The organism is Deefgea chitinilytica (assembly GCF_016881405.1).
GTDB classification, from domain to species: Bacteria; Pseudomonadota; Gammaproteobacteria; order Burkholderiales; family Chitinibacteraceae; genus Deefgea; species Deefgea chitinilytica.
Genome location: NZ_WOFE01000003.1, coordinates 44,958 through 71,895 on the forward strand (window position 1 = coordinate 44,958; position 26,938 = coordinate 71,895).

The 26,938-nt window shown below is 48.2% G+C and carries 24 protein-coding genes and 1 pseudogene; 18 read left to right on the forward strand and 7 right to left on the reverse strand.

All coding sequences use genetic code 11. From position 1 onward, the window contains the following. The first annotated feature begins 87 nt into the window (after positions 1–87). From GM173_RS08150 to GM173_RS08180, 7 genes and pseudogenes are all read left to right on the forward strand, one after another. A complete protein-coding gene (locus GM173_RS08150; protein WP_203570884.1) occupies positions 88–1,431 on the forward strand; it encodes an HD-GYP domain-containing protein in 1,344 nt (447 codons plus the stop codon). Beyond that, a complete protein-coding gene (locus GM173_RS08155; RefSeq protein ID WP_239078441.1) occupies positions 1,409–1,927 on the forward strand; it encodes a PAS domain-containing protein in 519 nt (172 codons plus the stop codon). The genes GM173_RS08150 and GM173_RS08155 overlap by 23 nt, the downstream gene beginning before the upstream one ends. Before the next feature lie 172 nt (positions 1,928–2,099). Continuing rightward, positions 2,100–2,900, forward strand: a pseudogene (locus tag GM173_RS16390) (methyl-accepting chemotaxis protein); the annotation flags it as partial. A gap of 585 nt (positions 2,901–3,485) precedes the next feature. Continuing rightward, positions 3,486–3,731: a sulfurtransferase TusA family protein gene (locus GM173_RS08165; RefSeq protein WP_203570886.1), complete on the forward strand. Its 246-nt coding sequence runs from the start codon at positions 3,486–3,488 to the stop codon at positions 3,729–3,731. Between the two features lie 245 nt (positions 3,732–3,976). Continuing rightward, entirely contained in the window at positions 3,977–5,011 is a 1,035-nt protein-coding gene (pyrC, locus tag GM173_RS08170) for a dihydroorotase (RefSeq protein WP_203570887.1), read from the forward strand. Next, positions 5,011–5,508, forward strand: a complete 498-nt coding sequence (locus GM173_RS08175) for a hypothetical protein (RefSeq protein ID WP_203570888.1) — start codon at positions 5,011–5,013, stop codon at positions 5,506–5,508. The genes pyrC and GM173_RS08175 overlap by 1 nt, the downstream gene beginning before the upstream one ends. A gap of 5 nt (positions 5,509–5,513) precedes the next feature. After that, entirely contained in the window at positions 5,514–6,407 is an 894-nt protein-coding gene (locus GM173_RS08180; protein WP_203570889.1) for a GIY-YIG nuclease family protein, read from the forward strand. A 366-nt stretch (positions 6,408–6,773) separates the two neighbouring features. Here GM173_RS08180 and GM173_RS08185 read toward each other — a convergent pair whose 3' ends face one another. Next, entirely contained in the window at positions 6,774–7,313 is a 540-nt protein-coding gene (locus tag GM173_RS08185; protein ID WP_203570890.1) for a DUF1523 family protein, read from the reverse strand. A 174-nt stretch (positions 7,314–7,487) separates the two neighbouring features. On the opposite strand from GM173_RS08185, the gene GM173_RS08190 reads away from it, so the two are divergent. Beyond that, positions 7,488–7,820: a zinc ribbon domain-containing protein YjdM gene (locus tag GM173_RS08190; protein WP_203570891.1), complete on the forward strand. Its 333-nt coding sequence runs from the start codon at positions 7,488–7,490 to the stop codon at positions 7,818–7,820. A gap of 101 nt (positions 7,821–7,921) precedes the next feature. On the opposite strand, the gene gnd is transcribed toward GM173_RS08190, so the two are convergent. Continuing rightward, positions 7,922–8,833, reverse strand: a complete 912-nt coding sequence (gnd, locus tag GM173_RS08195) for a phosphogluconate dehydrogenase (NAD(+)-dependent, decarboxylating) (RefSeq protein WP_203570892.1) — start codon at positions 8,831–8,833, stop codon at positions 7,922–7,924. Positions 8,834–9,011: 178 nt separating this feature from the next. Between gnd and ubiU the strand changes: the two genes are divergently transcribed. From ubiU to ubiT, 3 genes are all read left to right on the forward strand, one after another. Then, positions 9,012–10,025, forward strand: coding sequence for a ubiquinone anaerobic biosynthesis protein UbiU (gene ubiU, locus GM173_RS08200; RefSeq protein ID WP_203570893.1), 1,014 nt, complete (start codon positions 9,012–9,014; stop codon positions 10,023–10,025). Between the two features lie 187 nt (positions 10,026–10,212). Further along, the gene (locus GM173_RS08205) at positions 10,213–11,097 is read left to right on the forward strand and encodes a U32 family peptidase (protein WP_203570894.1); all 885 of its coding nucleotides are present in this window, start codon (positions 10,213–10,215) and stop codon (positions 11,095–11,097) included. Beyond that, complete coding sequence (ubiT, locus tag GM173_RS08210) at positions 11,094–11,516, forward strand: ubiquinone anaerobic biosynthesis accessory factor UbiT (protein WP_203570895.1); 423 nt, start codon at positions 11,094–11,096, stop codon at positions 11,514–11,516. The genes GM173_RS08205 and ubiT overlap by 4 nt, the downstream gene beginning before the upstream one ends. Before the next feature lie 63 nt (positions 11,517–11,579). On the opposite strand, the gene GM173_RS08215 is transcribed toward ubiT, so the two are convergent. From GM173_RS08215 to glnK, 3 genes are all read right to left on the reverse strand, one after another. Next, positions 11,580–13,181 (reverse strand): methyl-accepting chemotaxis protein, encoded by a 1,602-nt coding sequence (locus tag GM173_RS08215; protein ID WP_203570896.1) that lies wholly within the window; start codon positions 13,179–13,181, stop codon positions 11,580–11,582. A 109-nt stretch (positions 13,182–13,290) separates the two neighbouring features. After that, positions 13,291–14,805 (reverse strand): ammonium transporter, encoded by a 1,515-nt coding sequence (gene amt / locus GM173_RS08220; RefSeq protein ID WP_203570897.1) that lies wholly within the window; start codon positions 14,803–14,805, stop codon positions 13,291–13,293. A gap of 19 nt (positions 14,806–14,824) precedes the next feature. Continuing rightward, positions 14,825–15,163, reverse strand: coding sequence for a P-II family nitrogen regulator (gene glnK / locus GM173_RS08225; protein WP_203570898.1), 339 nt, complete (start codon positions 15,161–15,163; stop codon positions 14,825–14,827). A 32-nt stretch (positions 15,164–15,195) separates the two neighbouring features. On the opposite strand from glnK, the gene GM173_RS08230 reads away from it, so the two are divergent. The 3 genes from GM173_RS08230 (at position 15,196) to GM173_RS16300 (ending at position 16,258) form a co-directional block, all read left to right on the forward strand. Continuing rightward, positions 15,196–15,345, forward strand: coding sequence for a hypothetical protein (locus GM173_RS08230; protein WP_203570899.1), 150 nt, complete (start codon positions 15,196–15,198; stop codon positions 15,343–15,345). Positions 15,346–15,406: 61 nt separating this feature from the next. Next, positions 15,407–15,667 (forward strand): accessory factor UbiK family protein, encoded by a 261-nt coding sequence (locus tag GM173_RS08235; RefSeq protein WP_203570900.1) that lies wholly within the window; start codon positions 15,407–15,409, stop codon positions 15,665–15,667. A 96-nt stretch (positions 15,668–15,763) separates the two neighbouring features. Then, positions 15,764–16,258 carry a GNAT family N-acetyltransferase gene (locus GM173_RS16300; RefSeq protein WP_203570901.1) on the forward strand — a complete coding sequence of 165 codons (495 nt, stop codon included), beginning with the start codon at positions 15,764–15,766 and terminating at the stop codon, positions 16,256–16,258. Between the two features lie 685 nt (positions 16,259–16,943). Here GM173_RS16300 and GM173_RS08245 read toward each other — a convergent pair. Together GM173_RS08245 and GM173_RS08250 are read right to left on the reverse strand one after the other, a co-directional pair. Continuing rightward, positions 16,944–18,251, reverse strand: coding sequence for a HipA domain-containing protein (locus GM173_RS08245; RefSeq protein WP_203570902.1), 1,308 nt, complete (start codon positions 18,249–18,251; stop codon positions 16,944–16,946). Continuing rightward, complete coding sequence (locus GM173_RS08250) at positions 18,248–18,514, reverse strand: helix-turn-helix domain-containing protein (protein ID WP_203570903.1); 267 nt, start codon at positions 18,512–18,514, stop codon at positions 18,248–18,250. The genes GM173_RS08245 and GM173_RS08250 overlap by 4 nt, the downstream gene beginning before the upstream one ends. A gap of 466 nt (positions 18,515–18,980) precedes the next feature. Between GM173_RS08250 and GM173_RS08255 the strand changes: the two genes are divergently transcribed. The 4 genes from GM173_RS08255 to GM173_RS08270 all read left to right on the forward strand — a co-directional run bounded on the left by GM173_RS08255 (position 18,981) and on the right by GM173_RS08270 (position 26,916). Next, positions 18,981–24,419, forward strand: coding sequence for a site-specific integrase (locus tag GM173_RS08255; RefSeq protein WP_203570904.1), 5,439 nt, complete (start codon positions 18,981–18,983; stop codon positions 24,417–24,419). Further along, positions 24,409–25,215 (forward strand): hypothetical protein, encoded by an 807-nt coding sequence (locus GM173_RS08260; RefSeq protein ID WP_203570905.1) that lies wholly within the window; start codon positions 24,409–24,411, stop codon positions 25,213–25,215. Before GM173_RS08255 ends, GM173_RS08260 begins: the two co-directional genes overlap by 11 nt. A gap of 206 nt (positions 25,216–25,421) precedes the next feature. After that, positions 25,422–25,670, forward strand: coding sequence for a helix-turn-helix transcriptional regulator (locus GM173_RS08265; RefSeq protein WP_203570906.1), 249 nt, complete (start codon positions 25,422–25,424; stop codon positions 25,668–25,670). Beyond that, positions 25,660–26,916, forward strand: coding sequence for a type II toxin-antitoxin system HipA family toxin (locus GM173_RS08270; RefSeq protein WP_203570907.1), 1,257 nt, complete (start codon positions 25,660–25,662; stop codon positions 26,914–26,916). The genes GM173_RS08265 and GM173_RS08270 overlap by 11 nt, the downstream gene beginning before the upstream one ends. Positions 26,917–26,938 lie beyond the last annotated feature (22 nt).

A 26,938-nucleotide genomic window follows, 5' to 3' on the forward strand; every position in this document is an offset into this window, starting at 1 on the left:
AACATTATTGATTATTTTGCTTGCTAGCAACTTGCAAATTACTCGACTACAACGACAGTATGAGGCGCAAACGAGCGAGGGCTTGGTATGTATCCGTATTCAGTGGCGAATAATGGGCTGTCGACTATTCGTGTTCCCTTGTTTGACATGATCTGTGCGCTGTCGACGGCGCTGGATTTATTAGATCCGGCACTGGGCTCGCATCAAAAGCGAACTTGCCTGATTGCCGCGCAAATTGCGCGATCGATGTCCTTGAGCGATACCGACTATCAAAATGTGTTTGGGGCGGCCATTTTTCATGATATTGGCGCGATTGGCTTAAATGATCGCTTGTCGATGCTGGATTTTGAAGAACACGACGCGCACATCCATGCGCATCTTGGCGCCTTGTTGCTGGCTCGTTTCCCGAGTTTTGCTTGCTATGCGCCACTGGTCAATTGCCATCATGTGCAATGGAACCACGGATTGGGTCAAATGCATGATGGGCAAAACGTGCCGATGATGAGCCATCTGATTTATTTATCTGATCGCATTGAAGTGCTGGCTCAAGGGCAAGACAATATTCTTGGTGCCGCGCCTGAGATTGTGGCGCAGATTTGTGCTGAGAGTGGGCGCAAATTTCATCCGCACTTTGTCACCGCTTTTTGCAAAATCGCCCAGCAGGAATCATTTTGGCTCGATATTTTCTCGAATAACCTCGACCGCATTCTGAAAGACATCGCTCCGTTTGAAAATATTGATCTGGAATTAGATCATGTACTGCAATTTGCGCAGTTTTTTGCGCTAATTATTGATTCGCGCAGCCATTTCACTGCGACGCATTCGGCGGGGGTGGCGATTACCGCCGAGACGATTGCGCGGCATTTGGGGATGGGGGATCAAGAATGCATGAAAGTACGGATGGCGGGGTATCTGCATGATTTGGGTAAGTTGGCCATTCCCAGCGAGTTTATCGAGCGTGCCGCACCGCTTAGCGAAAAAGAAATCGCGCGCGTGCGTTCACATAGCTATCTGACGCTGGATATTCTGAGCATGATTGGTGGCTTGGAAGACGTCGCTGAGTGGGCGGCCAGCCACCATGAGCGCCTTGATGGCAGCGGTTATCCTTTCCATTTGACGGCCAAAGATTTATCGCTTGGCGCCAGAATTTTGGCGGTCGCAGATGTGTATACCGCCCTTACCGAAGATCGCCCCTATCGCCCCGGCGTGCCACCGGATACGGCCTTAGCGATGCTGGACGAATGGCAGCAACAAGGCAAGCTTGATGGTCATGTGATTGCGGCCTTGCATGATAATTTGGCTGTTGTCGAGTCAGCGCGTGTGCAAGCTCAGCATCAAGAAGGCATTGATCTGGCGGAGTTTTGGCAATCGGCGGTGTCGCCATCGGTAACTGCGCAAAAGGTGAGGTATGAAAAATCGCATTACGCCTAATAGTCATGAAAAACGGATGCGCGAACAGGACTTTATCGTGTCTAAGACCGATCTGAAAGGCCGCATCACCTACGGGAATCGGATTTTTATTGAATATTCAGGCTATACCGAGCACGAATTGCTGGGGGCGCAGCACAATATTATTCGCCACCCAGATATGCCGCGCGGCGTGTTTAAATTTTTATGGGACACCATTGCGAGCGGGCAAGAGGTATTTGCCTACGTTAAAAACATGGCCAAAGACGGTAGCTATTATTGGGTGTTCGCCAATGTCACCCCTGACTATGATGAGCAGGGCAATATCATCGGGTATTTGTCTGTACGCCGCTGTCCAAAAAGATCTGCTGTTGATACGTGCACTGCTTTGTATCAGCAAATGTTAGCAGCTGAACAAGCGGCAGGCCCGCGTGATGCGTGTGACGCGTCTTTGGCGCTGCTGACTCAGGTGCTACAACAACGCGGAGTGAGTTATGAAGAACTTGTCCTTTCACTCTAGGGTTACGCTTATCGTGCTCTTTTTATGTAGTCTGCTGGGTATTAGTTTCCTGATTGACTGGTTTTTACACGGCTTTAGCATCTGGGCATTGCTGCCTTTATTGATTGGAATCGGAACGGGGCATTGGTATACGCTGCGCTCGCGCATCGATCTGGCGCTGCTTAAACAAATCGAAACGGTGGCTAGCAATGTGGCCGCAGGCAAAATCACCGGACGAATTTTACATATTCCAAGCGAGGACGAGTTTGGTCGAATCAGTTGGGCCATCAATGACATGCTCGATCAGCTTGAAGCCTGTTTTCGTGAACAGCAAACCACGCTACAGATGGCCAGCCAAGGGCGATTTTTTCGCCATGCGCAGCCAGTGGGTTTGCATGGTGTGTTTTATGATTCGCTGGAGCGCACCAATCAATCCTTGGTGCTGGTTGAGCAAAATGCGCTCAAAGAGCGCCGCAACGGGCTGTTGTCGCAACTGGGTGAAATGAATAGCCGTAATTTATTGTCAAATCTGGCCATGACGCAAGGTGATATGGTGGGGATTGCCAGTGCGACGGATGAGTTAGCAGGTTTATCAGGCCAAAATGTCGCCGATGCCGGAGAAAGTCGCCAGCAAGTGACGCAACTGATTCATTCATTAATGGAAATGATCGAGCATATTGACGAAACGAGCTCTGCTGTCGATGGTTTTGGCCAATTGGCCGCCAAAGTGAGCGCGTCGGTGACGATGATTGCTGAGTTATCTGATCAAACGAATTTGCTGGCGCTCAATGCGGCCATTGAGGCCGCGCGTGCTGGCGAGCAAGGGCGCGGTTTTGCGGTGGTCGCCGATGAAGTGCGTAAATTGGCCGAGCGCAGCAAAACCGCATCTGGTGAAATTGGCGAAGTGATGCATGATTTACAAGCTAAAGCCAATAGCATCAGCCAAGTCAGCACCAGCATGCGAGCCATGGCGCACGAGTCGGGCGAACATGTGGCCGGAATCGAGCAGCGTTTTCAAGGCAGTGAAGAGCGCGCGAAACAAGCATTACGTCGCATCGCCTATGTGCAGGACGTTTGTCATGCCTCACAAGCCAAGGTTGAAATCTTAAATCTGAAGCAAAATGGTTATATCAGTTTGATGGGCGGCGACATGGCGCGCACCGCTCAGCAACATCTGCAAGCGCAAGCCAGTGATAGCGTATTTGGGCGCTGGTACGCCGCAGTGAGTGAGCAGCGAGAATATCAGCAACACAGCGCATTCCGGGCTTTGGCCACGCCACAAGCACAGATTTATCAGGCCATGCATCACATGCTGGACCTAGCCGCTGGCAATTGGCCCGATGAGCCTGCGCGGCAACTGCAGATTCAACAGCAATTTCAGCAGGTTGAGCAGGCTAGCCAGCAGCTGTTTCAAATGCTGGATACCTTGGTTCAGCAAAAGCACGCCACCGCTTAGATTTAGCACCGCTCGTCTGCCGTGAGTAAGGACAGCGGGCGAATCATGATCTTTTTCACCGAGCAAGGGCAACAGTACTTGACGAGCTTGGTACAATAGCATTTTGCTCGTTTGGATTGCGTCATGACTTCCCGCATCGCCCCACAACAGACTGCCGACTTATCTGGCTTGAATTGCCCTTTACCCATTCTACGCACCAAAAAAGCATTAGCGACGATGGCGGGTGGCGAGGTGTTGCAAGTGACCTGCACTGATCCCGCGACACCGACCGACTTTGCTGCCTTTTGCCGCCAAACGGGGCATGAGCTGCTTGAACAATGGAATGAAGACGCGAAGTTTTTATTCTTAATTAAAAAACGTGAGGGGTGAGGAGTTAGCAGGCCGTTGAAAAAGGTGGCGAGAAGCTCAAAGGCAAAAATGGCGAAAAACCGGAGTTTACAGGTTGTAAATGAGGATTTTTAGCCGTTTTTTAACGCAGAATTTGAATTTCACAGTAGTTTTTCAACGGCCTGTTAGGTGTGAGGGGTAAAACGCCCATTGTATTTCACACCCAATACCTCATCAGCAAAGCTCAACACCTCACTCCTTACACCTAACCTCTCACAGGATTCAATATGACTCAAAGTATTACGATAGCCCGCCCGGATGATTGGCATTTGCACCTGCGCGATGGCGCGGGGTTGGCGAGTGTGTTGCCGCATACCGCACGTGAATTTGGTCGTGCGATTGTGATGCCCAATTTAAAACCACCAGTGACGAATGTGACTTTGGCGGGTGAATACCGTGATCGCATTATGGCAGCGTTGCCTTCAGGTATATCGTTCCAGCCTTTGATGACGCTGTATCTAACAGACAATACCACGCCAGAAGATATCGTCGCGGCGAAAAACAGCGGTTTTGTGCACGGCGTGAAATTATATCCAGCAGGCGCAACGACCAATTCGGATGCCGGCTGTACCAATGTCAATAATGTGTTACCTGCGATTGAAAAAATGGCCGAAGTGGGGCTGCCATTCTTGGTGCACGGCGAAGTGGTTGATGCCGAAATCGATATTTTCGACCGCGAAGCAGTGTTTATCGACCGTGTGATGCAGCCACTGTTGGCTAAATTCCCAAATCTGAAAGTCGTGTTCGAGCACATCACCACCAAAGACGCCGCGGAATTTGTCGCGGCGGCGCCAGCCAATGTGGCGGCGACGGTGACAGCGCATCACTTGCTGATGAACCGCAATGCGATGCTGGTCGGCGGCATTCGCCCACATCTGTATTGCTTGCCAGTGCTCAAACGCGAAGTGCATCGTAAAGCCTTGGTCGAAGCGGTGACGTCGGGCTCAAGCAAATTTTTCCTCGGCACCGACAGCGCACCACACGCCAAAGGCACCAAAGAAACCAGTTGTGGCTGTGCGGGGATGTACACCGCCCACGCGGCGCTGCCGCTGTACGCCGAGGCATTTGATCTGGCGGGCAAGCTCGATCAGCTCGAAGCCTTTGCCAGCCTGAATGGCCCAGCGTTTTACGGTTTGCCGGTAAGCACGGAAAAAGTTACTTTGGTCAAAGAAAGCTGGGTCGTGCCAAACGAATACCCATTTGCCGATAGCGTGGTGGTGCCATTGCGCGCGGGCGAGTTGATTCAGTGGAAACTCGCTTGATGATGGATCATCGCACGACTGTCATCCATCGTGGTGCGTTCACGTTAGCGTGGTGGACGGCGGGTTTGGTGATATTGGCGGCAGGCTATTGGGGCTTGCCGCTGGTGCAATCCACGCAGTTTGAAAATCACTTTTTTGGTTTGTTTTACTACTCGATTCTGGCCGGGATGGCGCTGTTTTGGGCGCTGCCGAGTGAGCAGCGCTTTGAAAATGGCGTGTTCGAGCGGCGTTTTGTCTTGTTAGGATTGCTGGTGCTGTGGAAAAAAACCACGCCACTGAGTGCATTTAGCGAAATCCATTACGAGCAAGACCCCAATCTCTTTCGCAACGATACGGTGTGGGTGATGGTTTCTGGTGCAGATGAAAACAGCGAGCGTTTTGCGTTCGCTAATTTTTCGGCCACGGCGGCTAATATCGAGAAAGCCAAAGCGATTGCAGAGGCTTTGTCGCAGGCGACGGGCTTGCCGATCAACTGTCCTGATAAAGAAGAAGTGTAAAAGAAATGTTCAATCAAAAATTCGGTAAAACTATCAAGTTGTTCCTCATGGATGCCGATCCTGATGGTCGTATGATTTGTGAATTATCGAATTGGACAGGAAAAGCATACCGAATTCCTCGCGGTAAGGTTAAAGATTGCAATAATCGCGATGAGTTAAAAAGCACAGCGGTTTATTTGCTTTTTGGTCGAGCGGAGTCAGCAACGGCTAAACCTAAAGTTTATATTGGCGAGGCTGAGAACGCCTATTCTCGACTTGTACAGCATGTCTCTGAGAAAGAGTTTTGGAATGAGTCGGTTGTTTTTATCAGCAAAGATGAAAATTTAAATAAAGCGCACATCAAATATTTAGAATCTCGCCTATTTGAGATTGCGACTAGCGCAGACCGTTATGAACTGCAAAACGGCAATACGCCTACTCGTTCTTCGATTTCAGAAGCTGATCAGGCTGAAATGGAAGAATTTATCGAGTACATCAAAATGCTCGTGAATACGATGGGATTTAAGGTATTTGAACCGCTAATCAAAGCGGATAATGGCGCAGTTGTTACTGCAGATTGTCTCTATATCAACGCTGCGCGTGGCGCAAATGCGAAAGGGCGGCGAACTTCTGATGGATTAGTCGTACTTAAAAACTCTGAAATTGCTACGTCAACAGTGCCCTCTTTTCCTAATAGCTTTAATGCATTGCGCAATGATTTACTTGAAGGTGGGATTGTTGTTGCAGTGGAAGATAAATTGCTGTTTCAGCAAGATTATCTCTTTAGCAGCCCATCAGCAGCTGCCGCCGTTGTAATGGGGCGCAGCGCGAACGGACTTGTTGAGTGGAAAGATATCAATGGTAAGGATCTCAAATCTATTGAGGCTCAAGAGATTCAAAAAGCTAACATAATCTTATAAACGACTTTGTTCGATAATTTTATTTGTTGTGATATTCATAGTTTGAATTGCTATGCTGTTTTTGACGATTGCCGTGGCTTTAAATTGATGGGTATCGCTTCGCTCCCCCCATCTTACGTGCCCACATTTAAATTTTAGCCATGTTCAGATTAGGTGTTGATATTGTTTCTTGATCGTCGAGCTGAGGATTTTAAAACCCCTCATATCAAGCCGACGAAGTCGGCGCAGATATATGGGTCGCCTTCTTTTGCTTACTTTTCTTGGCGAAGCAAGAAATAGTAAGTCCCCGTCGCGGATTGCGACTGTAAAACATAGTGCCGCAGGCACTTAAACCATCAACACCGAATCTGAATATTACCTAAATTTCTAGGTATTACCTTCCACGCCTTTATTCTTAATACGTGTAATCCGATACGTGCCAATTGCCAATGCCAGCAGCAACAAACCCCACACACTAAATCCCAGCCAACGCCAAAAACTCCATGTGGTGCTATCGGGCTCGGCGATTTGAATGTTGACGACATTCGGGAACCACGACATCACATCAAAGCGCCAACCGTATGAAGTAATCAGTGCGGTTTTTTTCTCGAATTCCAAGGTTTTGGCTTTGGCTTGCAAATCGGCAGAATTAAATTTGAAGTAATACGGCCAGCTCCAGCCGGTATCGATATTTTTGTAGACGCGAATAATGTCGCTAGCGTGGTTGGTGTAGATGTAATACACATCGACCGTTGGGCCGTCACTTGGATTGGCTTGGCTAATCGGCCCGTCTTTATCGGTGAGTTTGACTTCAACGCCAGTGATGGTGGTGATCGATTTTTCTGGCAAAAAGAAATCTAAGGTCACTGTGCCAATGATGGCTAGTAGCGCCAATAGGATAAACAGCGGTTTTCTGAGCTTGTGCATGGACATTCCAAAAGTCTGATTATTTTGCTGAGATGTTTTATACCAGAGTCCTACTGCAGGTGTAAGTGCTGGTTTGCTTGAGTTGGGATTTGGTAGTAAAAATACGTAATCCTAAAACCCCTATGATTTGTACTGGTATACTGCACGCATTCTAAATTTTTTCTGGAGTTCACGATGCCAAACGCCTGTCCACAATGCACTTTGGAAAATACCTATCAAGATGGTGAGAACAATGTTTGCGCGGATTGTGGTTTTGAATGGCCATTAGAGGTTGCCGCTGCAGAAGAAGACGATGTGCGTATCGTTAAAGATGCCAATGGTAATGTGCTGCAAGACGGCGATACGGTGGTGGTGGTGAAAGACTTAAAAGTGAAGGGCACGTCGAGCACTTTGAAAGTCGGTACTAAAATCAAAGGCATCCGCATTGTCGATGGTGATCACGAAGTGGATTGCCGTACCGATCTTGGTCAAATGATGTTGAAGGCCTGTTTCTTGAAAAAGGCTTAATGCCGCGTCAATCACGCGAATAAAAAATGCCCGCACATCAGAAGATGTTGCGGGCATTTTGCGTTTGAAATACTAGATTATTACTCGCTTTGGCGTGCCGCTTATTTTTTCGACATCGCGTGGCCACCAAAGGCATTGCGCATCAGCGACAGCATTTTCATCGCGTAATCGTCATTGCCGCGTGAAGCAAAGCGCGCGTACAAGCTGGTTGCCATCACGGGCGCAGGAACACCCAGCTCAACCGATTCCAATACTGACCAGCGGCCTTCGCCTGAATCAGGTACGTAGGCATTCAAATCAGCCAATTCAGCGTCGTGTGAGAATGATTCAGCCACCAAGTCGAGCAACCATGAACGCACCACTGAGCTATGACGCCAGGTTTCAGCGATTTCAGCTACGTCCAGATCGAATTCTTTTTTTGCTTTTAGCATTGCAAAGCCTTCAGCAAACGCTTGCATCATGCCGTATTCGATACCATTGTGCAGCATCTTGGTGTAGTGGCCTGAGCCCGCTGGGCCGGTGTGTGTCCAGCCGCGTGTTGCATCGGGGGCCAAGATTTTCATAAATGGAGTAGCGATTTCAGCGGCATCTTTATCGCCACCAAACATCAAGCAATAACCATTCTGCAGACCCCATACACCGCCAGAAACGCCTGCATCGACAAACTTGATGTTCAGCGCGGCCAATTCCGCAGCATGGCGCTGGCTGTCTTTGTACATCGCGTTTGCACCGTCGATGATCAAATCGCCTGGCGCTAGCAAGGTTTTCATTTCGGCAAAGGCGGCCTCAGAAATATCGCCCGATGGCAACATCAACCACACCACGCGTGGAGTGGGCAGCGCTGCGATCAATTCAGGTACGCTGGCAAAAGCTTGAAAATTAGCTTCTTCGCTGGCCAATTGGCTGCGCACTTCCGCGCTGACATCAAAGCCAAACACGTTTGCGCCACCGCGAGAGAGACGACGCGCCATATTGCCGCCCATTTTGCCTAAACCGATCATTGCGATATTCATACTGTTTCCTTGTAGGTTTTGCCTCGCCGAATATGACATTCTAAGCGAAAAACACGTGCTTTTATCGGTATTACGCCTACCACCGAAGCACTATGCAGGCTTTTTTTTGATTTGTATTAAAGTTTTGGACTCGCCGAAGGCCTAAGCTAGCCCAAATTATTGATTTGGTCGCGCTATTATGCCCTCTTTAGCCCCACACACACCGCAATTAATTTGCCCTGCGGGCAGTTTACCTGCCTTAAAAGCTGCGATTAATGCCGGCGCTGATGCGGTTTACCTTGGTTTTAAGAATGCGACCAATGCACGCAACTTTGCAGGGCTTAATTTTACCGACTCTCAGCTTAAATCGGGAATTGAATATGCACAATCCCAAGCTCGGGAAGTTCTCATTGCCATTAATACCTATCCACAAGCAGGTCGGACTGCCGAATGGCATCGCTCTATCGATGCGGCCGCTGATTTAGGCGCCAATGCTGTTATTTTGGCCGATTTAGGCTTGCTCGAATACGCCACGCGTCGTCATCCGAATTTGCGTCGCCATTTATCAGTGCAAGGCTCGGCGACCAACTTTGAAGCCGTCAATTTAGCGTATGAGTATTTTGGTGTCAGCCGCGCCGTGCTGCCACGTGTGTTAACTTTGCCGCAAATCGAATACGTTATCAAAAATACCAAGGTCGAAATTGAAGTGTTTGGCTTTGGCAGTCTCTGTGTGATGGCCGAAGGGCGTTGCATTTTATCGAGCTACGCCACGGGCGAATCGCCCAATACCCACGGGGTGTGTTCGCCAGCGAGCCATGTGCAATGGTTGCCAAAGGGCGATACCCTCGATACCCGCTTGAATGGCATTTTGATCGATCATTTTGAAAAAGGTGAACCAGCAGGGTATCCGACACTATGCAAGGGTCGATTTGAGGTAGAGGGTGATACCTATTATGCAATGGAGGAGCCGACCAGCTTGAATGCCTTGTCGGTATTGCCTGAGCTAATTCGTATCGGCGTGAAAGCAATTAAAGTGGAAGGCCGCCAGCGCAGCCCGGCGTATGTCGGCGAAGTGACGGCGACTTTGCGCGCCGCACTGGATGCAGCGAGCGACCCGCGTTATTCCGTCAAACCTGCTTGGCAACAGGCGCTGGGCAAAGTTTCCGAAGGGCATCAACAAACATTGGGCGCATATAGCCGACCATGGCGATAGTTCGTGCTTCATTCGTCGGCTGCACCTGCTTAGCTTGGTCGCGTACGATGCTTGAAATCCTCATGTACCTGAGCAGATTTCGGTTTCTGTGCTTCGGGCGCACTCAATCTACTTTGGTTCGCTTAACGACTCAAGCATCCACTGAACTCATTGATATACACAGTGTAATCAAACTGCGGAGAATTCCATGCAACTCACCCTAGGCCCTTTGCTGTATTACTGGCCACGCCAAACGACGCTGGATTTTTATACGCAAACGGCAGATTGGGCGGTCGAGACGATTTATTTAGGTGAAGTCGTCTGTGCGCGTCGGCATGAAATGCGTACCGCGGATTGGTTGGCGCTTGGCTGTGAATTAGCACAAGCCGGGAAAAAAGTCGTCTACTGTTCACAAGCTTTGTTGGAGTCGGGCTCGGATTTATCGTCGTTGCGCCGTTTGGCCAGCGAAGGCGGAGTTTTGGAAGCCAACGATTTGGGCGCGGTCAAAATCGCGCGCGATTTGCAGATTCCCTATATTGCTGGCACACATCTAAATATTTACAACGGCGCGACGCTGGCTTGGCATCAACAAGCAGGCGCGGTGCGTTGGGTGCCGCCGCTGGAGGCGAGCCGCAACGCGATTGCTGCGATTCTGACTGAAATTCAAACGCCAATTGAAACCGAAGTTTTTGCCCATGGTCGTTTACCGTTGGCGTTTTCGGCGCGTTGCTTTACCGCCCGCCATTATGATTTGAGCAAAGATGCCTGTGAATTTAAGTGTCTGGAGCATGCCGATGGGCAACTCCTCAAGACGCGCGATGGTCAGCCTTTCTTGCGTTTAAATGGCATTCAAACGCAATCGGCAGCTTGCCACGCTCTGATTCATGATTTGGCGAGTGCGCGTGCGATGGGCGTGAGCCATTTACGGATTAGCCCACAAGCACAGTTCACCGATGAAATTATTGCCGCCTACGCCGCGCAGCTGGCTCAGTCTGCTACGCTAGACTTTGATTGGCAACGATTCAATCCAGAAGGTTTGGCCAATGGCTATTGGCACGGCGAAGCTGGAATTCGTTTAAAGGAAATCGCATGAAAATACCAAAGCCATTGCAGAAGTTATTGCAAGTCTTGCCCGAAACCCCGCCTACTTTGGCGGTAGTGGCTAGCCTCAATTTGGTGCGTAATCAATTGTGGCCAGAAGAGGATTTCGCGTGGTGGGAAGGCCGCCAAGTGCGGATGGCGGTGGCTGACCTTGATGTTGGCATCACGCTGAGCTATCAAAATGGCCGCTTTGTGTGTGGTGAAATGCCCGCCGATGTGACGCTGACGGCGAGTTTGGCTGATTATTGGTTGATTGCGCGCCGCCAAGAAGATCCAGATACTTTGTTTTTTCAGCGCCGCCTAACCATTACCGGCGATACCGAATTGGGCTTGACGCTGAAAAACTTGATGGACGCGACAGACTTTGCGCCTTTGTTTGCCTTCTTACCCAAGACACTACGACCTGTTTGATATTGATTTAAGGTGTATATGGCTAAAGCCTTCTCAAATTAATGTGTTTATCCATATACCTGATTAAAACTTGAATCGTGCTACTGTTGTTGATAGGTTTTTGGCTTGACTATTGAGTGTTTCTGCTTGTGCTGCCGCAGCGCTGAAAGTGGCGGCATTGGCGCGAGCGCTCTGATCAATGTCGGCAATCCGCCTTGCCACCAGCGCGCTTTGTTCGCTTTGGTGCGCGACCGCTAGCATAATATTGTCCACTGCTAATACGACATCATGGCTGCCAGCAACAATTTGCTCCATCGTGCTTTCTGCGCCTTGAGTTTGCTGCAGACCTTGATCGGCCAGCGTGACATTGCGTGCCATGCCTTCAACTACGGCGGCGGTTTTGGTGCGAATTCCTTCAATTGCCGCGACAATGTCGCGAGTGGATTGAGCGGTGCGTTCGGCCAGTTTGCGTACCTCATCGGCAACCACCGCAAAGCCACGACCTTGTTCTCCGGCGCGAGCGGCTTCAATGGCGGCATTTAAGGCCAATAAATTCGTTTGATCGGCGATTTCACGAATACTAGTGACCATGGTCGCGATGCTCGCGGTTTCATCACCCAATACGGTGACTTCGGCGGCGGCCGCATTAATGCTGTCAGCTAGAGTCTGAATTCCTGTGGCGACCAATTGCACACTGCCAATCCCCGCGCGCGCTTGTTCGCCGGCATCTCGTGCTAACCCAATCGCGCTCTCGGTGCTGGATTCCATTTGTTGTACACCCAGATTGATGTGTTCGACGCTTTCGTGAATGGCTGCGACGGCTTGATTGACTTGCTCCAAGTTTTGCAGCAGATCTTGTACGCGTTGGCTTTGCCCATCAGATGATTGACTGAGTTGATCTGAAACTTGCCGAATGGCTTTGACGACCGTTTTCAGCTCATCTTGCATACCGGCTACGCCAGCCAGTAATGAATTCTGATGCTCGATGTGAATGTTATGGCTTAAGTCCCCGCTACCAATTTTGCGCACCAGCTGCGCCACCTCACGTGGTTCGGCACCTAAAGGGCGATAGACGGCGTGGTAGATCCACAGCAAGGCTGCAATCAGTACGATAACGACCACGATAAACATCCACCACATTCGACCATGGGCTTGGTCAATCGCGCGTTCTTGCCCTGCTTGCGCGTCGTCGAATTGAGTTTGTATATTGGCTTCTTGTGCTTCGATAATTTTGAGTAAGCTTGAGGCTGTGCTATCGATTTGATCGTCAATCGCGGCAAATGCTTCAGCGCCTGCCTTTGCTTCGATGAGTTTTGCTAAGTCTACATCAATCGATTGCGCCAATTTTTTGGCTAAATCTCGCATTTTGTCGCGTTCAGGTACACCTTCTAGCCGATCTAATACGGCGTTAATCGCGGTATTGATTTTGACTAATTCTGCTAGACGTTCCGGATGAATTTTACCTTCGTCTTTATCAACGATGCTATCCATCGCTACGAGCGTCTGTTCAAGTACTTGCACATGTAGTTGCGCTAATAGATTTTCTTGATGCGCCAAGGTATTGGCATGATTAATTCGCGTGACTACATCCCGCTGGCTCAAAGAGGTGTTGAGCAATTGTGCGCCAATCCCGATCAATATGAGTGCCGCCAAGATCATCAGTGATTGCTTGATACTGAAATTCATCACATGTCCTCTATAGTTCGAGCTTTAGTTCTAGTAATTACTGACGAATTTAGCAATAAAAAAGCCCAATCCATTTCAGATTGGGCTTTCTGTTGTTAAATCTTAAGCATTACATATTGTAGGCTTTCTCGCCATGGCTTGAGACATCCAAGCCTTCGCGTTCTTCGTCTTCTTTGACACGTAGACCGATGGTCATATCAACGAGTTTGTAAGCGACTACCGCCACTACACCTGACCAAGCAATCGTCACCAAGACACCGATGGTTTGGATTTTTACTTGTGTAATGATGCTGTAACCTGATGCAACGCCGTTGGCGACGTAGTCCCAAACACCGGTACCGCCTAGGTCTGGGCTGGCAAATACACCGGTCAAGATCGCACCCAAGATGCCGCACACGCCATGAACACCGAATACATCGAGTGAGTCATCGGCACCGAGCAAGCGTTTCAAACCATGCACACCCCACAGACCCGCTGCTCCGGCGATTAAGCCCATTATCAAGCCGCCGCCCACGCCGACAAAACCAGCCGCTGGTGTAATCACCACTAGCCCTGCTACCGCGCCAGATGCTGCGCCGAGTAATGAAGGTTTACCTTTCCACAACCACTCAATCAACAACCACGACATCGCTGCGGCAGCAGGAGCAATCCAAGTATTGATAAAGGCCAATGCCGCAACTCCGTTGGCTTCGAGCGCTGAGCCAGCGTTAAAACCAAACCAGCCAAACCACAGTAATGAAGCACCAATCATCGTCATTGTTAAGCTGTGCGGTGTCATTGGGTCACGACCGTAGCCAACGCGTTTGCCAACAAAGTACGAACCTACTAAACCTGCGACTGCCGCATTGATATGCACCACTGTACCACCGGCAAAATCAAGTGCACCATCTTGGAATAAGAAACCTGCAGTTGCGGTGGCCGCTGTAGCAGCTTCGGCAGAGGTATAGGCATCAGGACCGGCCCAGTACCAAACCATATGCGCCATCGGTAGGTAGCTGAAAGTAAACCAAATCACGCAGAACACTAGCACTGCAGAGAATTTAATCCGTTCGGCAAATGAACCAACGATCAAGCCACAAGTAATCGCCGCAAATGCACCTTGGAATGCGATGTATATCAGTTCAGAAATACCGATGCCTTTATTCCATGTTGCTGCAATTGAGTCTGGCGTTACACCCGCAAGGAGTACTTTCGACAGCGAGCCGATAAACGCATTGCCCTCAGTAAATGCCAGACTGTAGCCGTAAACCACCCACAGAATACTAATTAAGCTAAATACAGTGAACACTTGCATCAGTACCGACAGCATGTTTTTACTGCGTACCAAACCGCCGTAAAACAGCGCCAAGCCAGGAATCGACATCAAAATCACCAAGGCGGTTGAGATAAACAGCCAGGTATTGTCGCCTTTGTTGATGGTCATCGTTGGTGCTGCGGGGGCTGCTGCCACTTCAGAAGCTACAGCACTAGCTACCGCGCTGGCTGCTGCTTCGGCTTTGACTTCGCTGGCGACAACGGCTTCAGCAACGGGGGTAGACGCGACCGCCGATGCTTCTTCGGCAAAGGTCGGTGCGGCAAATAGCATTGCACCTAATAGTGCAAGCGAGCTGAGTATTTTTTTCATCTGTTCTCTCCAATCCAACTTAGATGGCGGCTTCGCCGGTTTCGCTAGTGCGAATCCGTACTACGTGAGCCAAGTCGAAGACAAAAATTTTGCCGTCGCCAATTTTTCCGGTATGCGCGGCTTTTTCAATTGCTTCGATGGCTTGATCAAGCAATTCGTCGGCAATGGCGATTTCTACTTTGACTTTGGGTAGAAAATCCACCACGTATTCCGCACCACGATACAACTCGGTGTGACCCTTTTGACGACCGAAACCTTTTACTTCGGTAACGGTCAAACCTTGAACGCCAATCTCAGACAGGCTTTCACGAACTTCATCAAGCTTAAATGGCTTGATAATTGCAGTTACGAATTTCATGGTGAAACTCCTTAGCGGGATGTGCTGAAACGATGATGTGGTCTTTAGCAGGAAGCGTGCCAGACCAAAAATGGTTTGATAATCATCGTTTTAAGCTACTTTATTTGTATGACGGCACTGTTGCAGCGCAATATTTGGATGATGCAGCAATCGGGCGCACTGCTTTGGTGCGATTGAATTAACCAGCATTTAATTTGAATCTGCTAAACTGAATTTAATGATTGAACACAACCGGAGAAGGCCATGTTGAAAGATAAGTTTTTCGATGATATCGCCAGCAAAATTTCTGAAGCGATTGCGGCGAGCCCAGCAAAAGATGTTGAAAAAAACATTCGCGCGATGATGGGGTCGGCGTTTAATAAAATGGATTTGGTCACTCGCGAAGAATTCGAAATTCAGCAAGAGGTACTGGCACGTACCCGCGAAACGCTGACTCAAATGGAAGCACGCGTGGCAGAGCTTGAACGACGCTTGCAAACGAACAATCCGCAGGATGGCATTTAGTCCACAAGCGAAGGATGCAACACCCCAAATAGAAACCGAGCCACACGCTCGGTTTTTTTGTAACATACAGAAAAACACCTACAAAAGAGAATTATCGTGTCCGTCGCCGAAAATCAGTTATCGCCAGCCGCTAGCGCTTCTACGTTTTATTTGAGCTTCGCCAGTATTCTCGACTTAGATACCCTTGCGCCATTATTTAATGCGTATCGACTCTTTTATGGTTGTGCCGACAATCTACAAGAAGCCCGTGCATTTTTAGCCGAGCGACTTTCGACTGGCGACTCAAAAATCTACTTGGCGCGTAATGCCGCAGGCGAGACGCTGGCATTTGCCCAAGTGTTTGCCAGCTTTTCATCAATCGCCCTCTGCCGGAGCTGGGTGCTCAATGATTTATACGTGCAACCGGCTTATCGAGGCCAGCAAATTGGGGAAGCCCTACTCGCACAAGTAGAAAAAGAAGCGCAAGCTGCTGGAATTGGCATGATTACGATGGAAACTGGCCCAGAAAACGTGCGAGCTCATCGTATCTATCAGAAAATGGGCTATGTACGAGAAATGGGCTACCTGCATTTTGTTCGTAGATTAGGGTGATAGGCTTCATTTATCTATCATTGATAACAAACGTTCATTGCTTGCGTGTCACAGATTTGGCACAGAAAACGTCACAAATCGAGTTTGTGACGTTTTTGGCAAATTCTGGACGAAAAAAAACCTAGGCTTGAGACCTAGGTTTTTTCATTTTTGGTTCGGGTTATGAGCCTGAGATTTTTGAGTGACCTTAACCTACATAAATCTATGCAAACATCAGATAAATACAAAGCATCATATTGATTATCAATGATTTTTTATTTTATCAAAAGTTACGCACAAATCACAACCATCCATCAGCAAAACAAAAAATCGCATAAGATGTAACGTTTTAATAAAATCAATGTCAACGACCTTAACCATGTCTTTGGCTTATAGTGAGTTGCAACATACCCCCTATATTGGGGTGCCCGCTAAGAAGCCTAAAAATCAATATGGGATCATAGGACGCTTACCATCAAAATGATCCCAGTGAAATTAGTTGCTCGATGTGTGCAAAAAGGACTTTTCGCGTTCGCGGTTTCCAGCCCCCATTATGTCCAGCGACCATGGACTGTGGACAAATTGCTTTCTGTGCGGGGTTTTTGTCAAAGAAATTTAGTTTACTCATCAGCGGTATTTGCCAAGCAGTTTGAGCTAGCAAATCAAGAATAAACCCAAAACGTGGTGCCCGTAATTGACGCAGCCCTCAGGCAGTTTGCTTGCTCATCTCTTTGAGAATGCCGTGCAAAATGGTTCTCAGGCAACGGGATTCACCTGCCATTGTGGCGGCCAGTTCAGGACGTACGCGAGCGATCTGAATGTTTTCAGCTTCAATCTCGGCATACAGCGCTTCGGCTTCTGGCACAACGCGACTACGTAGACTTTCAAGTAAACGTTCCGCCGTACCTTTTACCAAATTCAGCGAGCGCCCCGCCTCCAGCAACAGTTTACGATCGATGTCCGCAAAGTATCTACCCCCTAGAATTGGCCAAGCCAGCAGGGTTTGCGCAGGCCAACCCTGCTTGCCGAAGGCGGGTGTGTCATACGTTGCAATACTGAGTAGGTCGTAAAACGGAGCCAACTGCACTCCCTCATGCGACACCAAAAAACTCAAGTTTTTCAGGTGGGCATCGCTATTGCCAACAAGGACATTGAATACCAGCCATCCAAATAACCGGGAGCGAGCCACTGCTGGGCTGCGGCAAGCGTTGGCTAATGCCGCCAAATTTTCCATGCTACCCTGACTGTATTTGAAGCTGCGATCCAGCCCTAGTAGTTGGCAAGCATCAATTACGTGCCGACGTTGCCAGCCGTGGAGCTCGGCAACTCGGTCAAAACGATCAATTAGATACACTGGAGACGGCACATAGCGGCGATGCACATTAGGTACATCAAGGCCCAGCCGTTTAGCCAAGCGCATCACAAACCATTCGTTGATGACGGAGTGAGGGTAATCTTCATCTGGATGATCTGGCTTTAGAATGTGGGTAGATGGCGTTGCTCCGGCAGGTTCGAAAAGTTTGTCATCTTGAAAGATAACAGCCAGCTTGTGTTGTGCGCCGGCCAGCGACATGCGCTTGATGGCAGCGTGCGTCAGCGGTGCCTTAGGTAGTAATCGTATACGGTTTTCCAGGGCATCGTCCGGCAAGGGGCGCAGCGGCTCAGCGACCTGCGGAGCAGTGTCAGGCGGCAACAAGGTTATTGATCCTGCAGATTCAGCACCATACCAAGCCAGCAAGCCGAAGGCGTCTGCAATATCCAGTTTCGCATCTGTTGCCAGTAGAGCACGCTGACCTTCTTCTGGCAGGAGATTGTCGAAATACCATTGCACATAGCGCTTACTTGCACCATCCAACAAGGACTCAGCCCTCAATGGAAGATGCGGACTAAGCGCAAACCCCTGAGGGTTCTCTAGCCAGTCTACTGAGTACTGAAAACTCCAGAGGCCAGCAACTTCTTGCAGGGTGCCGACTTTTGTTTGATTGATTGATGCGCACAAAGATCGGTTGTTCATGGCTTATCCTTGTTGCTCGCAGACTCATTCAAATAGGCAGCTACATTCTCTGGCACATCCACAATGACCTGGACGCCCAAACCCTCAAGCACTTGAAAGAGCTTCCCCCATTGCACCGACTCGCTGCCGCGCTCGATCTTGCCTAGGAAGTTTTCGCTCACGCCGATACTGCCCGCAGCATCATCTTGACGAATCTTTTGAGCCTTACGACTGGCACGCACAATTTTGCCGATGGCAGCGGCATTATCGATGGGTATCCTCATAATAAATCCTCGCGTTTATGAGGATTTTGCACCAAAAGACTTCACCCAGCAACAAATCCTTCCGATCGTGCGGATTTTAGGTGCACTTTGCTATTTTTTGTCAAAATCCGCATGTTGGTAAGGATTTTCTGCACCTGCTTAGCCGCAGAGCCGATCAGAAATCTCTCCTTTATACCCCCATGAGGAAGGGCGATGACAAAATGAGAAGGAATGCCCTGCCAGGAAAAAGCATAAGGCTATTGCCACCAGAATAATAACTTAGCCTCATATTTTTAATCGCTCATACCTTACATAACCATAGTCATGTAAATATGAACCAGATCCAAGCTTTTGATTAGATTTACTTTTATATAAGTTTAATGTTATGGCCAGATCGATAAATTACAAAAACCAAAACAATACTGCAGATCTTGTAACGTTTACTATCATGATAAAGACCATAACCTAACCTATCTCCTCGCATTCAATGAGCACAACTACCGCCGAGCAATTTGCATCAGTCCTTTCGAAGGTTGATCCCGCATTCGCTGATGTAGACCAAGTCCGATATTTGATCACGGCAATATTGGGTCTCAAGCATTCCATCGATGGTTTGCCAAAAGCCATAAAGTGTTTAGATAAGATTTGCACCCTCCAGCCATGGATCGATGACTACATCCGCCACGATGACCAGTTTGACCTTCGTGCCACCATACAGGGCCTTGCTCAACAGCTAGCACGTGACAGAAGTCGTTTTATTCCAGAGACCGTGTCAGCAAAAAATAAAAACAATCCTCTTCATGGTCAATTCTCAAAGCACATCGTTCTGGCCTGCTGGACCGAAAGCGTCTTGCTACCGCCGTCGCAACAGCTCAGTTGCATGTATTTCTTATTGGCGTGTTTATTTGTTTGGCAAAGCAATCATCCTCGGCAGGATTCCGACCAGCATATTCCGACCGATTTAGAAACGCTGTGCGGAAAAATCCGAAAATTACTATCTGAACGTGATGACTCGGTTTCTTGGCCAGACTTAGCAGACAATCCCGCAGCAACTCTATCAGCCATTCACCACGCATTTATTACCTCAAAAAATCAGTCCGTACAGGCCGTTGCAAATGGTCTTCAGATTCTAAATGCGGCCTTAACTCAATCAAAACTCTCCAGATATCGTCGCCAACCGAATCTACGACCCACCCCCCAAACGGAAACGCAAGAACCTAGTGCAACGACGAGACGAATTGAAGAGAATGATGGCATTCACCCTCCGCTGTCGGCCCCATTCATAAACGTCAAGTATCGACAGCCGGAAGTGAGCGATGTTGGAGACGAACCAGAAGTTGAAATCTCCATCGAATTGCCCGTCGATGATGATGGCGATTCCAAATACGTCGGTCGTGATGGTCGCTTTGCTAGGTTACGAAGCGCCCGCTATCGAAGCGCCATGGACAATCAATTTTTGCCATGGGCATGGCCACATTTAAACCGATTTGAAACGCGCGAGATCATTGAGTTTCTTCATCAGGATAGTGATCAGCCTGATTCACAAATAGCAGTCATGCTCTGCGTACTGTCGATCGTTTGCGGCTTGAATTATCAAGAGTTGGGTGACATCAGAATCGTCAATCATTTTGACCCACACGCTGAATATTTGCAGTTGTGCATCTCAGAAGCGGCGTGGATGCGGAGGTTTCCTACTCTGCCAGGGCGCTTCAAACCCAACGAGCAACAGCAAAAAATACTTGCGCCATTTACCGAGCAGCATCGGCTCCCGCTACCCGAACTGGCGATTCAACTACTAAGTGATCTATGTGGGAGCAAGACGGGGGTGCTAGCCGATATCATCAAAATGAAGCGTGCCGAGCAAATTGAAGACGTCATGCGGGGATATTTAACGCAAGTACGAGCCAGAAATCGAAAAGTCAGAGTCCGCCCCGCGCGTCTGCGCGCCATTCTTTTTGATGTATTGATGCAAAATTCGGGGGACGATATTAATAGCAGCTTGGTGATTAATAGCGATGAGCATTCACCTTCTGTGGCGTTGTACTATTACTCGGCACCGCAGCAGACCCTCATCTCTCGTTACCAAGACGCACTGGAAAAAATCGGTCTGCCGAGCAAAAAGCTCGATACTGATGATTTGCGCTATGGGTCCCGGCTGTTTTGGGAGCCGACTGCGCATGCAGCGCACATTAAGGGATGGCTGACATCGTTTAATCAATTCAGCAACGACAGCGCTGCTAGTTTCTCGGCTCTCTCGCAAATCCATAATGACTTTGCAGCTTACACGCTTTGGGTTTTACTGTGCGCGACAGGCCATCGCCCAGCTGAAAAGTTTAGCTTCAATCGGGCGACACTCAGTGCCGAATGGGCCATGTTATGCGACAAAGTCATTGATGATGCCCATCAAGCAAGGCTTGTTCGGCTCAGCCCAATTGCACAACAACAACAGAAAAACTATCAGCAGCATTTAATGGGCTTGGCACAGTGCATGAACAAATTTGATCCTATTTTGGCTGAACAAATTGGATCATGTGCAGACTTGAGCCAGCCCAATCTTGAACTCCCATTGTTTTTTGAATTACCACACGAAGTTAGCGAGCCAATAAGCCCACTGGGAAGTAAGCGTCTTTGGCAACTCCTAAAACTGCCCACTGAACTGCCTAGAAATACCTCGCGGCATTGGTTTGTTAGCGGTTTGCGTGAAATGGGGGTGCCAGGCGAATGGATCTCTTGCGCGGCGGGACATATTCAGTTGGGGCAACAAGCATGGTCAAATTCAATGCTAACTGCACCGACCGCGATCCAGCATGAGTGGGATGAGGCCGCAGATCGTTGGCTACTTAAACTAGGTTTTGAAGTCGCAACAGGACTATTGCCGATACGGAAAGTGCGAGTGCCCAATCTACGTTTGGCCAAGGTTCAATTTTTACCCAGCTTGCCTCGCACGCAGGCGCAGTTAAACCGTGCGGAGTTCATGCAAAACTTGCGAACATGGATTAACGAAACCTTAGGATCAAAAAGTCGGCAAGTATTGATGACTGATTTGAGTCTGCAGCACGCAATACAGCAAAAAATACAGCAAGCCTACTCACGGAATCAGCAAAAACAAGCGGCAGCCATTAACTGTTTTATTCGATATCTGAGGGTTGCAGGAAGCAATATAGCGGGAGCACAAACTCTCGGCTTTACATTAGATTGCACGGTCGAGCCCAGCCCCTTTCAGGCCGACGATTTGGTTTGGATTGAAAGAGGCGAATGGTTACGGGCCTCGCTTCTAACCGCCATCCCTGGTGAGTTTGAACAAGAACCGATTGAACGGCAATTTGCTTGGCTCATGCTCAGTCTTGCTGTTTTTTCAGGACTAGTTGATCCGCGCCAGCAAGCACTGCTCTATGAGCAATTCAATACAAGCGTGACTTACTATCAAAATCACCTGTGGCTAGAGTGGCGAGATGGTGAACGTCGGGTTCGATACTGGCCAGATTTTTTTAGTACGATTTTTATCCTACGCATACCTAAGAGTGAAAAGCGACCAAGTTGGGCGACCATAAGCAAGGAAATGCATCGAATTTTAATGCGAAATTTGCGTTTCGATGTCCAATGCCCTGAGTTGGAATTCAACAATCAATCCCGCATTACACCATTTGCAATGAAAGCCCTCCGGAGCTGGATGAGAATGCATATCCCAGGTTTTTTGTGCGGCTACGTGGCGGGTGAGCAAAAACCTTGGGCAATTCCCAGAAGTAATCTGATCCGTCTATTGAGCGGGAAACGGGTAATGGGTGAGAAATTAGAAACTGACTCTGAGCCTGCGTTGATTCAACGAGGCCAAACAGGCCATTTTGCATCCAGCAAGAAAGCGTTGTCGGACCTCAAGGCGCTTTTAATGGAGGCCCATTCTCGCAGCAATAAAAGTCAAGACGATGGCAAAAGGCCTGAATCTCGCAAAGAAATCTCAAAGCAAATTGATATTCTAAGCAATCAATGGGATGCGAACAAAATCTCGAGCCTGATGTTTGTGATTGCGGAGTATGCAAAATTTCAGCTGCACCGTCGCACAAACAGCGAGCCGAATGCCATCTCGACAGTTTTCGATTACGTTCACAGTGCCGCCGAACCGTTGCTTGAACTGACTGCGAACCTAAATTGGACGGAGCTTGATGCCGAAGACCTTGAGCAAATTTATGTGCAAGCACTTGATCATGCATCGCCGGCTTTACGGGTTCGACGTGCGAAGCGTTTGCGATATTTTCATGACTTTTGTGTTCAGGCCATTGGGCATGATGAACTCGATCTTTGCGCTCTCGATCCTGCATACCAAGGCGCCGCACAAAAAACGCAAGCACAAATCATCCTTTTTAATGAATATGAAAAAGCACTGCAATTATTGTTAACCGATCCAAGTCAACCGCTGGAGCAGCAACAGCTTCAAGGCTTGATGCTGATCTTGGTGTTTCGCTTTGGTTTACGCGTAGGAGAAGTCTTACGCTTGATGACTTGTGACGTCGTTCGTGTTGGTGAAAACGTCGTTCTGTATATCCACAGTAATCAACTGGGAAGTCCAAAATCAAGTGCGGGCACTCGACAAGCGCCATGTTGGACACTGACACAAACCGAACAAGATCTACTCTTCAATCGTATACGTAATCTTGAGCATCGATTTGACGGGCAAAGCATTCCTCTTTTTTGCCAGCCCGACAATCCGCATCAATTAGTACATCGCGCGTTTATTACGCAGCGAGTTCTATACGCGCTCAAATTGGCGACTGGGGATGAATCGGTGCGCATTCATGACGCGCGACATACCTTTGCAAGTGCGGCAATTGCGAGTGCAGTCCACAATCCGAGCGGCAATATATCTAGGTTGCAAGAGTGGTTCGGATCTGACTCAAAGGTTTTATATCAGCATTGGCTTGGCATTACACACGTCACGCGGCGCATTCTATATGCCATTTCGCAACACTTGGGTCATGCAAAAATAGAAACCTCCATTGAGAGTTACACGCATTCGAGCGATTTATTACTCGCTAACAGCATGGCCAGCCGATTGCCAACGAACATCAAGATGGCCCAGATTGCCGCGTGGAGCGGACTGTCTTGCGGATTAGTCAGGCAATTGAAATTGCGTGCTGGATCCAATGAAAATAGTTTGCGAAGAGGCATTCTTTCGCGGCTAATCGCGTCAAGCGATTGGTCAGTATATACGCCGAGCATTTTGCCGGACTTAACGGATGCCGATTGCCTACCTTCAGCGCCGAGTGTGACGAAAAGAATATCATTAAGCACGCTCGAAAGTATTCTCGTGAATTTGCAACAAAATCTGCCCCGCACTGAGATCGCCGAGCATTACTGTATATCAAAGGAAAAAGTGAATACTATTTCAAGTTTGGCGAATGAACTCGCCGAATATCTTCAGTTTGATCTCATTCGTCACTTCAGCTCGGCTCGTTTTAAAAAAAATCGACATCAAGATTCAAATTATCAACAGCTATTCAACAAATTTGAGACACTCAACCTTACTCAAAATCTAGTAAAAGATGCTTTAAATGTATGGAAAGAGAACTACAGCAACAAAAATGCGGGTGCTTACGTACATAAAAGCTGTGATATCGATACGTTCATTGCGTTTTTGCGTATATTCAATTCAAGCGGTATTGTAGCCTCATTAAATCAGCGATACGATGATTCTAAATTGAAGGCGAACGTTGATTTCGTTCTACAACGAAATCAACGATATAGAAGTAGTGTAATGGGACGACACGGTCGAATTATCGCACCACAACTATTTCTGCAATTTAGAAAAAATGAAGCCAATCCTTCATCGAGTGCGATTGGAATGGTTCAATTCCATCGACTGATGTTCTTAACATCAATAAGAATAGCACTTGATGAAAATGCCAATACGGAGAATAAGAATGGGCAATAAATTTGAAACTCAATCAAAAATCCCACTATCAATCAATGCAGAATCTTTGGGCGATGAGATTGTTTATATTGAAGAGGAGGTACATAGTTACAATAAACAAGCTAATGCAATTCTTTTTGCATTAGTCGGCAAGAATTACATTGAAAGCCGAAAAATTAGGATTATGAAAGGAAAGTTCTTCAGTGAGGCCACTGTTCGTACAAGCGGAGAATTGCTCGAAGATGCCGATCATATTGCGGAAAACTTCAATTCAAAGCTTAGACGCTTTATCGATTTGACTGATGAACTCTATGCTGCACTCGCGAAAGGAGATACACAAAAATATGATGCTTTAATCGCCTCGCAAGCTGCGAAAAATGAAAATGGAGATATAACACAATTCCTAAGAGCTAGAATGAAATTAGAAAATCCAATCCCAGTCGGTTTCGGTGAAATACCAATCATTGTTGAGCCATTAGAAGCAATTAACACGACATTAATTTATGATGTCGAAGAGTCTGCAGTTGGCACGATCAAGCAACAGAACTATGCGAATTTTGAAATTATATTGCACACAAATAACAAAATCATTATTACCCTTAAATATGCTATCGAACAGGAAAGCCTGATTGTTGACATGGCTCAGTCTCGCAAAAATGTGAAAATCGACTTCATCAAAAAGACACAAACGATTGGCGCTAAAATCACGCGAATGTCTGGTGAGTTACTCCATTTAACACCGATTGACGAACTGAATTTAAATCCAGAGTCACTCTCTTCAGGCGACCTACTGATACAATCTAGCAACGAAAATTGACTTATGTTGGCCGAAGAATCTGAAACTCGACAACAAGGTCAAGCTCTCGAGGGCGCGTAGGCCACGCGCCTCAAGACAATCCCGATCGGGAAATTTTCATGTATTCATCCGAGTGAAATCCCTTAATTTCCTGAACGGGAAATTTCGTATTGAAATCGGCCTTGATCTGGCTATAATTCCCGAACGGGAAACTCGACTTACTCAAGATGATTACTCAAATTCAAACACCTCTGCACTTAGGTTCTGCGATCAGATCTGCCCGCAAGCAGCTAGGCTTGACGCAACCTCAACTGGCACTCGCTGCTGGGGTTGGTGTTCGTTTTATTGTTGATCTTGAAGCGGGTAAACCGACGCTCAGATTGGAAACGGTATTGCGTGTCATCGATGCGCTCGGTGGAACCCTCCAGATTAGCGGTTTGCCAATTCCACCAGAGGGGAACTCAGATGGCGCATGAACTTGAGGTTTGGCTGTTTCAAGACCGTGTGGGCACGCTTTCGCTGGTCAATGGCCGATTGAGCTTCCAATACCATGCCGCATGGTTGGCTCACCCTGATGCAAAACCACTTTCAATTGCACTGCCTTTGCAAACCAATGCGTTTGACGATGTAGTGACTAGGCCTTTTTTTGCCGGGCTTTTACCTGAAGGGCAAATGCGGCAACTCATTGCCAAGCAGTTTCAGGTCTCGAAACAAAATGATTTTGCACTGCTCGATAGGATTGGTGGCGAGTGCGCGGGCGCAGTGACCTTCTTGGCGCCCGAACAGACTTTACCCATAACGACAGAAAAAGGGTCGGTCCAGTGGCTGAGTGATCATGAATTGCTCAACATTCTGGAGCTGTTGCCACGTCGGCCGATGCTGGCAGGTCAAGATGGTTTGCGGCTGTCATTGGCAGGTGCGCAAGATAAATTACCTGTCGTATTTGATGGTAATCGTATTGGACTGCCGCGCGCAGGCGCACCCAGCTCGCATATTTTAAAACCAGCCATCGCGGGGATTAGTGACAGCGTTGTCAATGAAGCATTTTGCATGTCTTTGGCTGAGTTGATGGGGTTGCAATCGGCCAAGGTGCAGATTCACTCTGTTGGCGCGCAATCATTTTTGCTTGTCGAACGCTATGACCGCACGGTAGATCATGCAGGGCAATTGCAGCGTTTGCATCAAGAGGACTTTTGCCAAGCACTCGCCGTTGTGCCGGAAATGAAATATCAAAACGAAGGTGGGCCTGATCTGGCCCAGTGTTTTGAATTAGTACGCCGCGCCACAAAGCCGAGTGCTTTGCATGTACTCAGGCTGCTCGATATCGTCATTTTCAATGCGCTTATTGGCAATCATGATGCCCATGGAAAGAATTTTTCACTACTCTATCGCGATAAGATGCCTGTTTTAGCGCCATTCTACGATTTATTATCGACCGCAGTTTATGCGGATTTGACGCCAAAAATGGCCATGAAAATAGGTAGCAAGTACAAGTTTAGCGAAGTACAGGCACGACACTGGGATCAGTTTGCACAGTCAGCAGGTCTCTCGGTCGCTCAAACCAGGAAGCGAGTGCTCGAACTCTGCAAACGCCTTCCCCTTGCCGCGAGAGAACTTCAATCTCGTGAATCCTTTGCAAATCAACCGATTGTTGAGCAAATTGCATTATTACTTGAACGACGTGTGGCGCTAACAGTGACGCGACTAACAACTACGGGGTGAGGTTTGGTTGAATAAGTTAAAA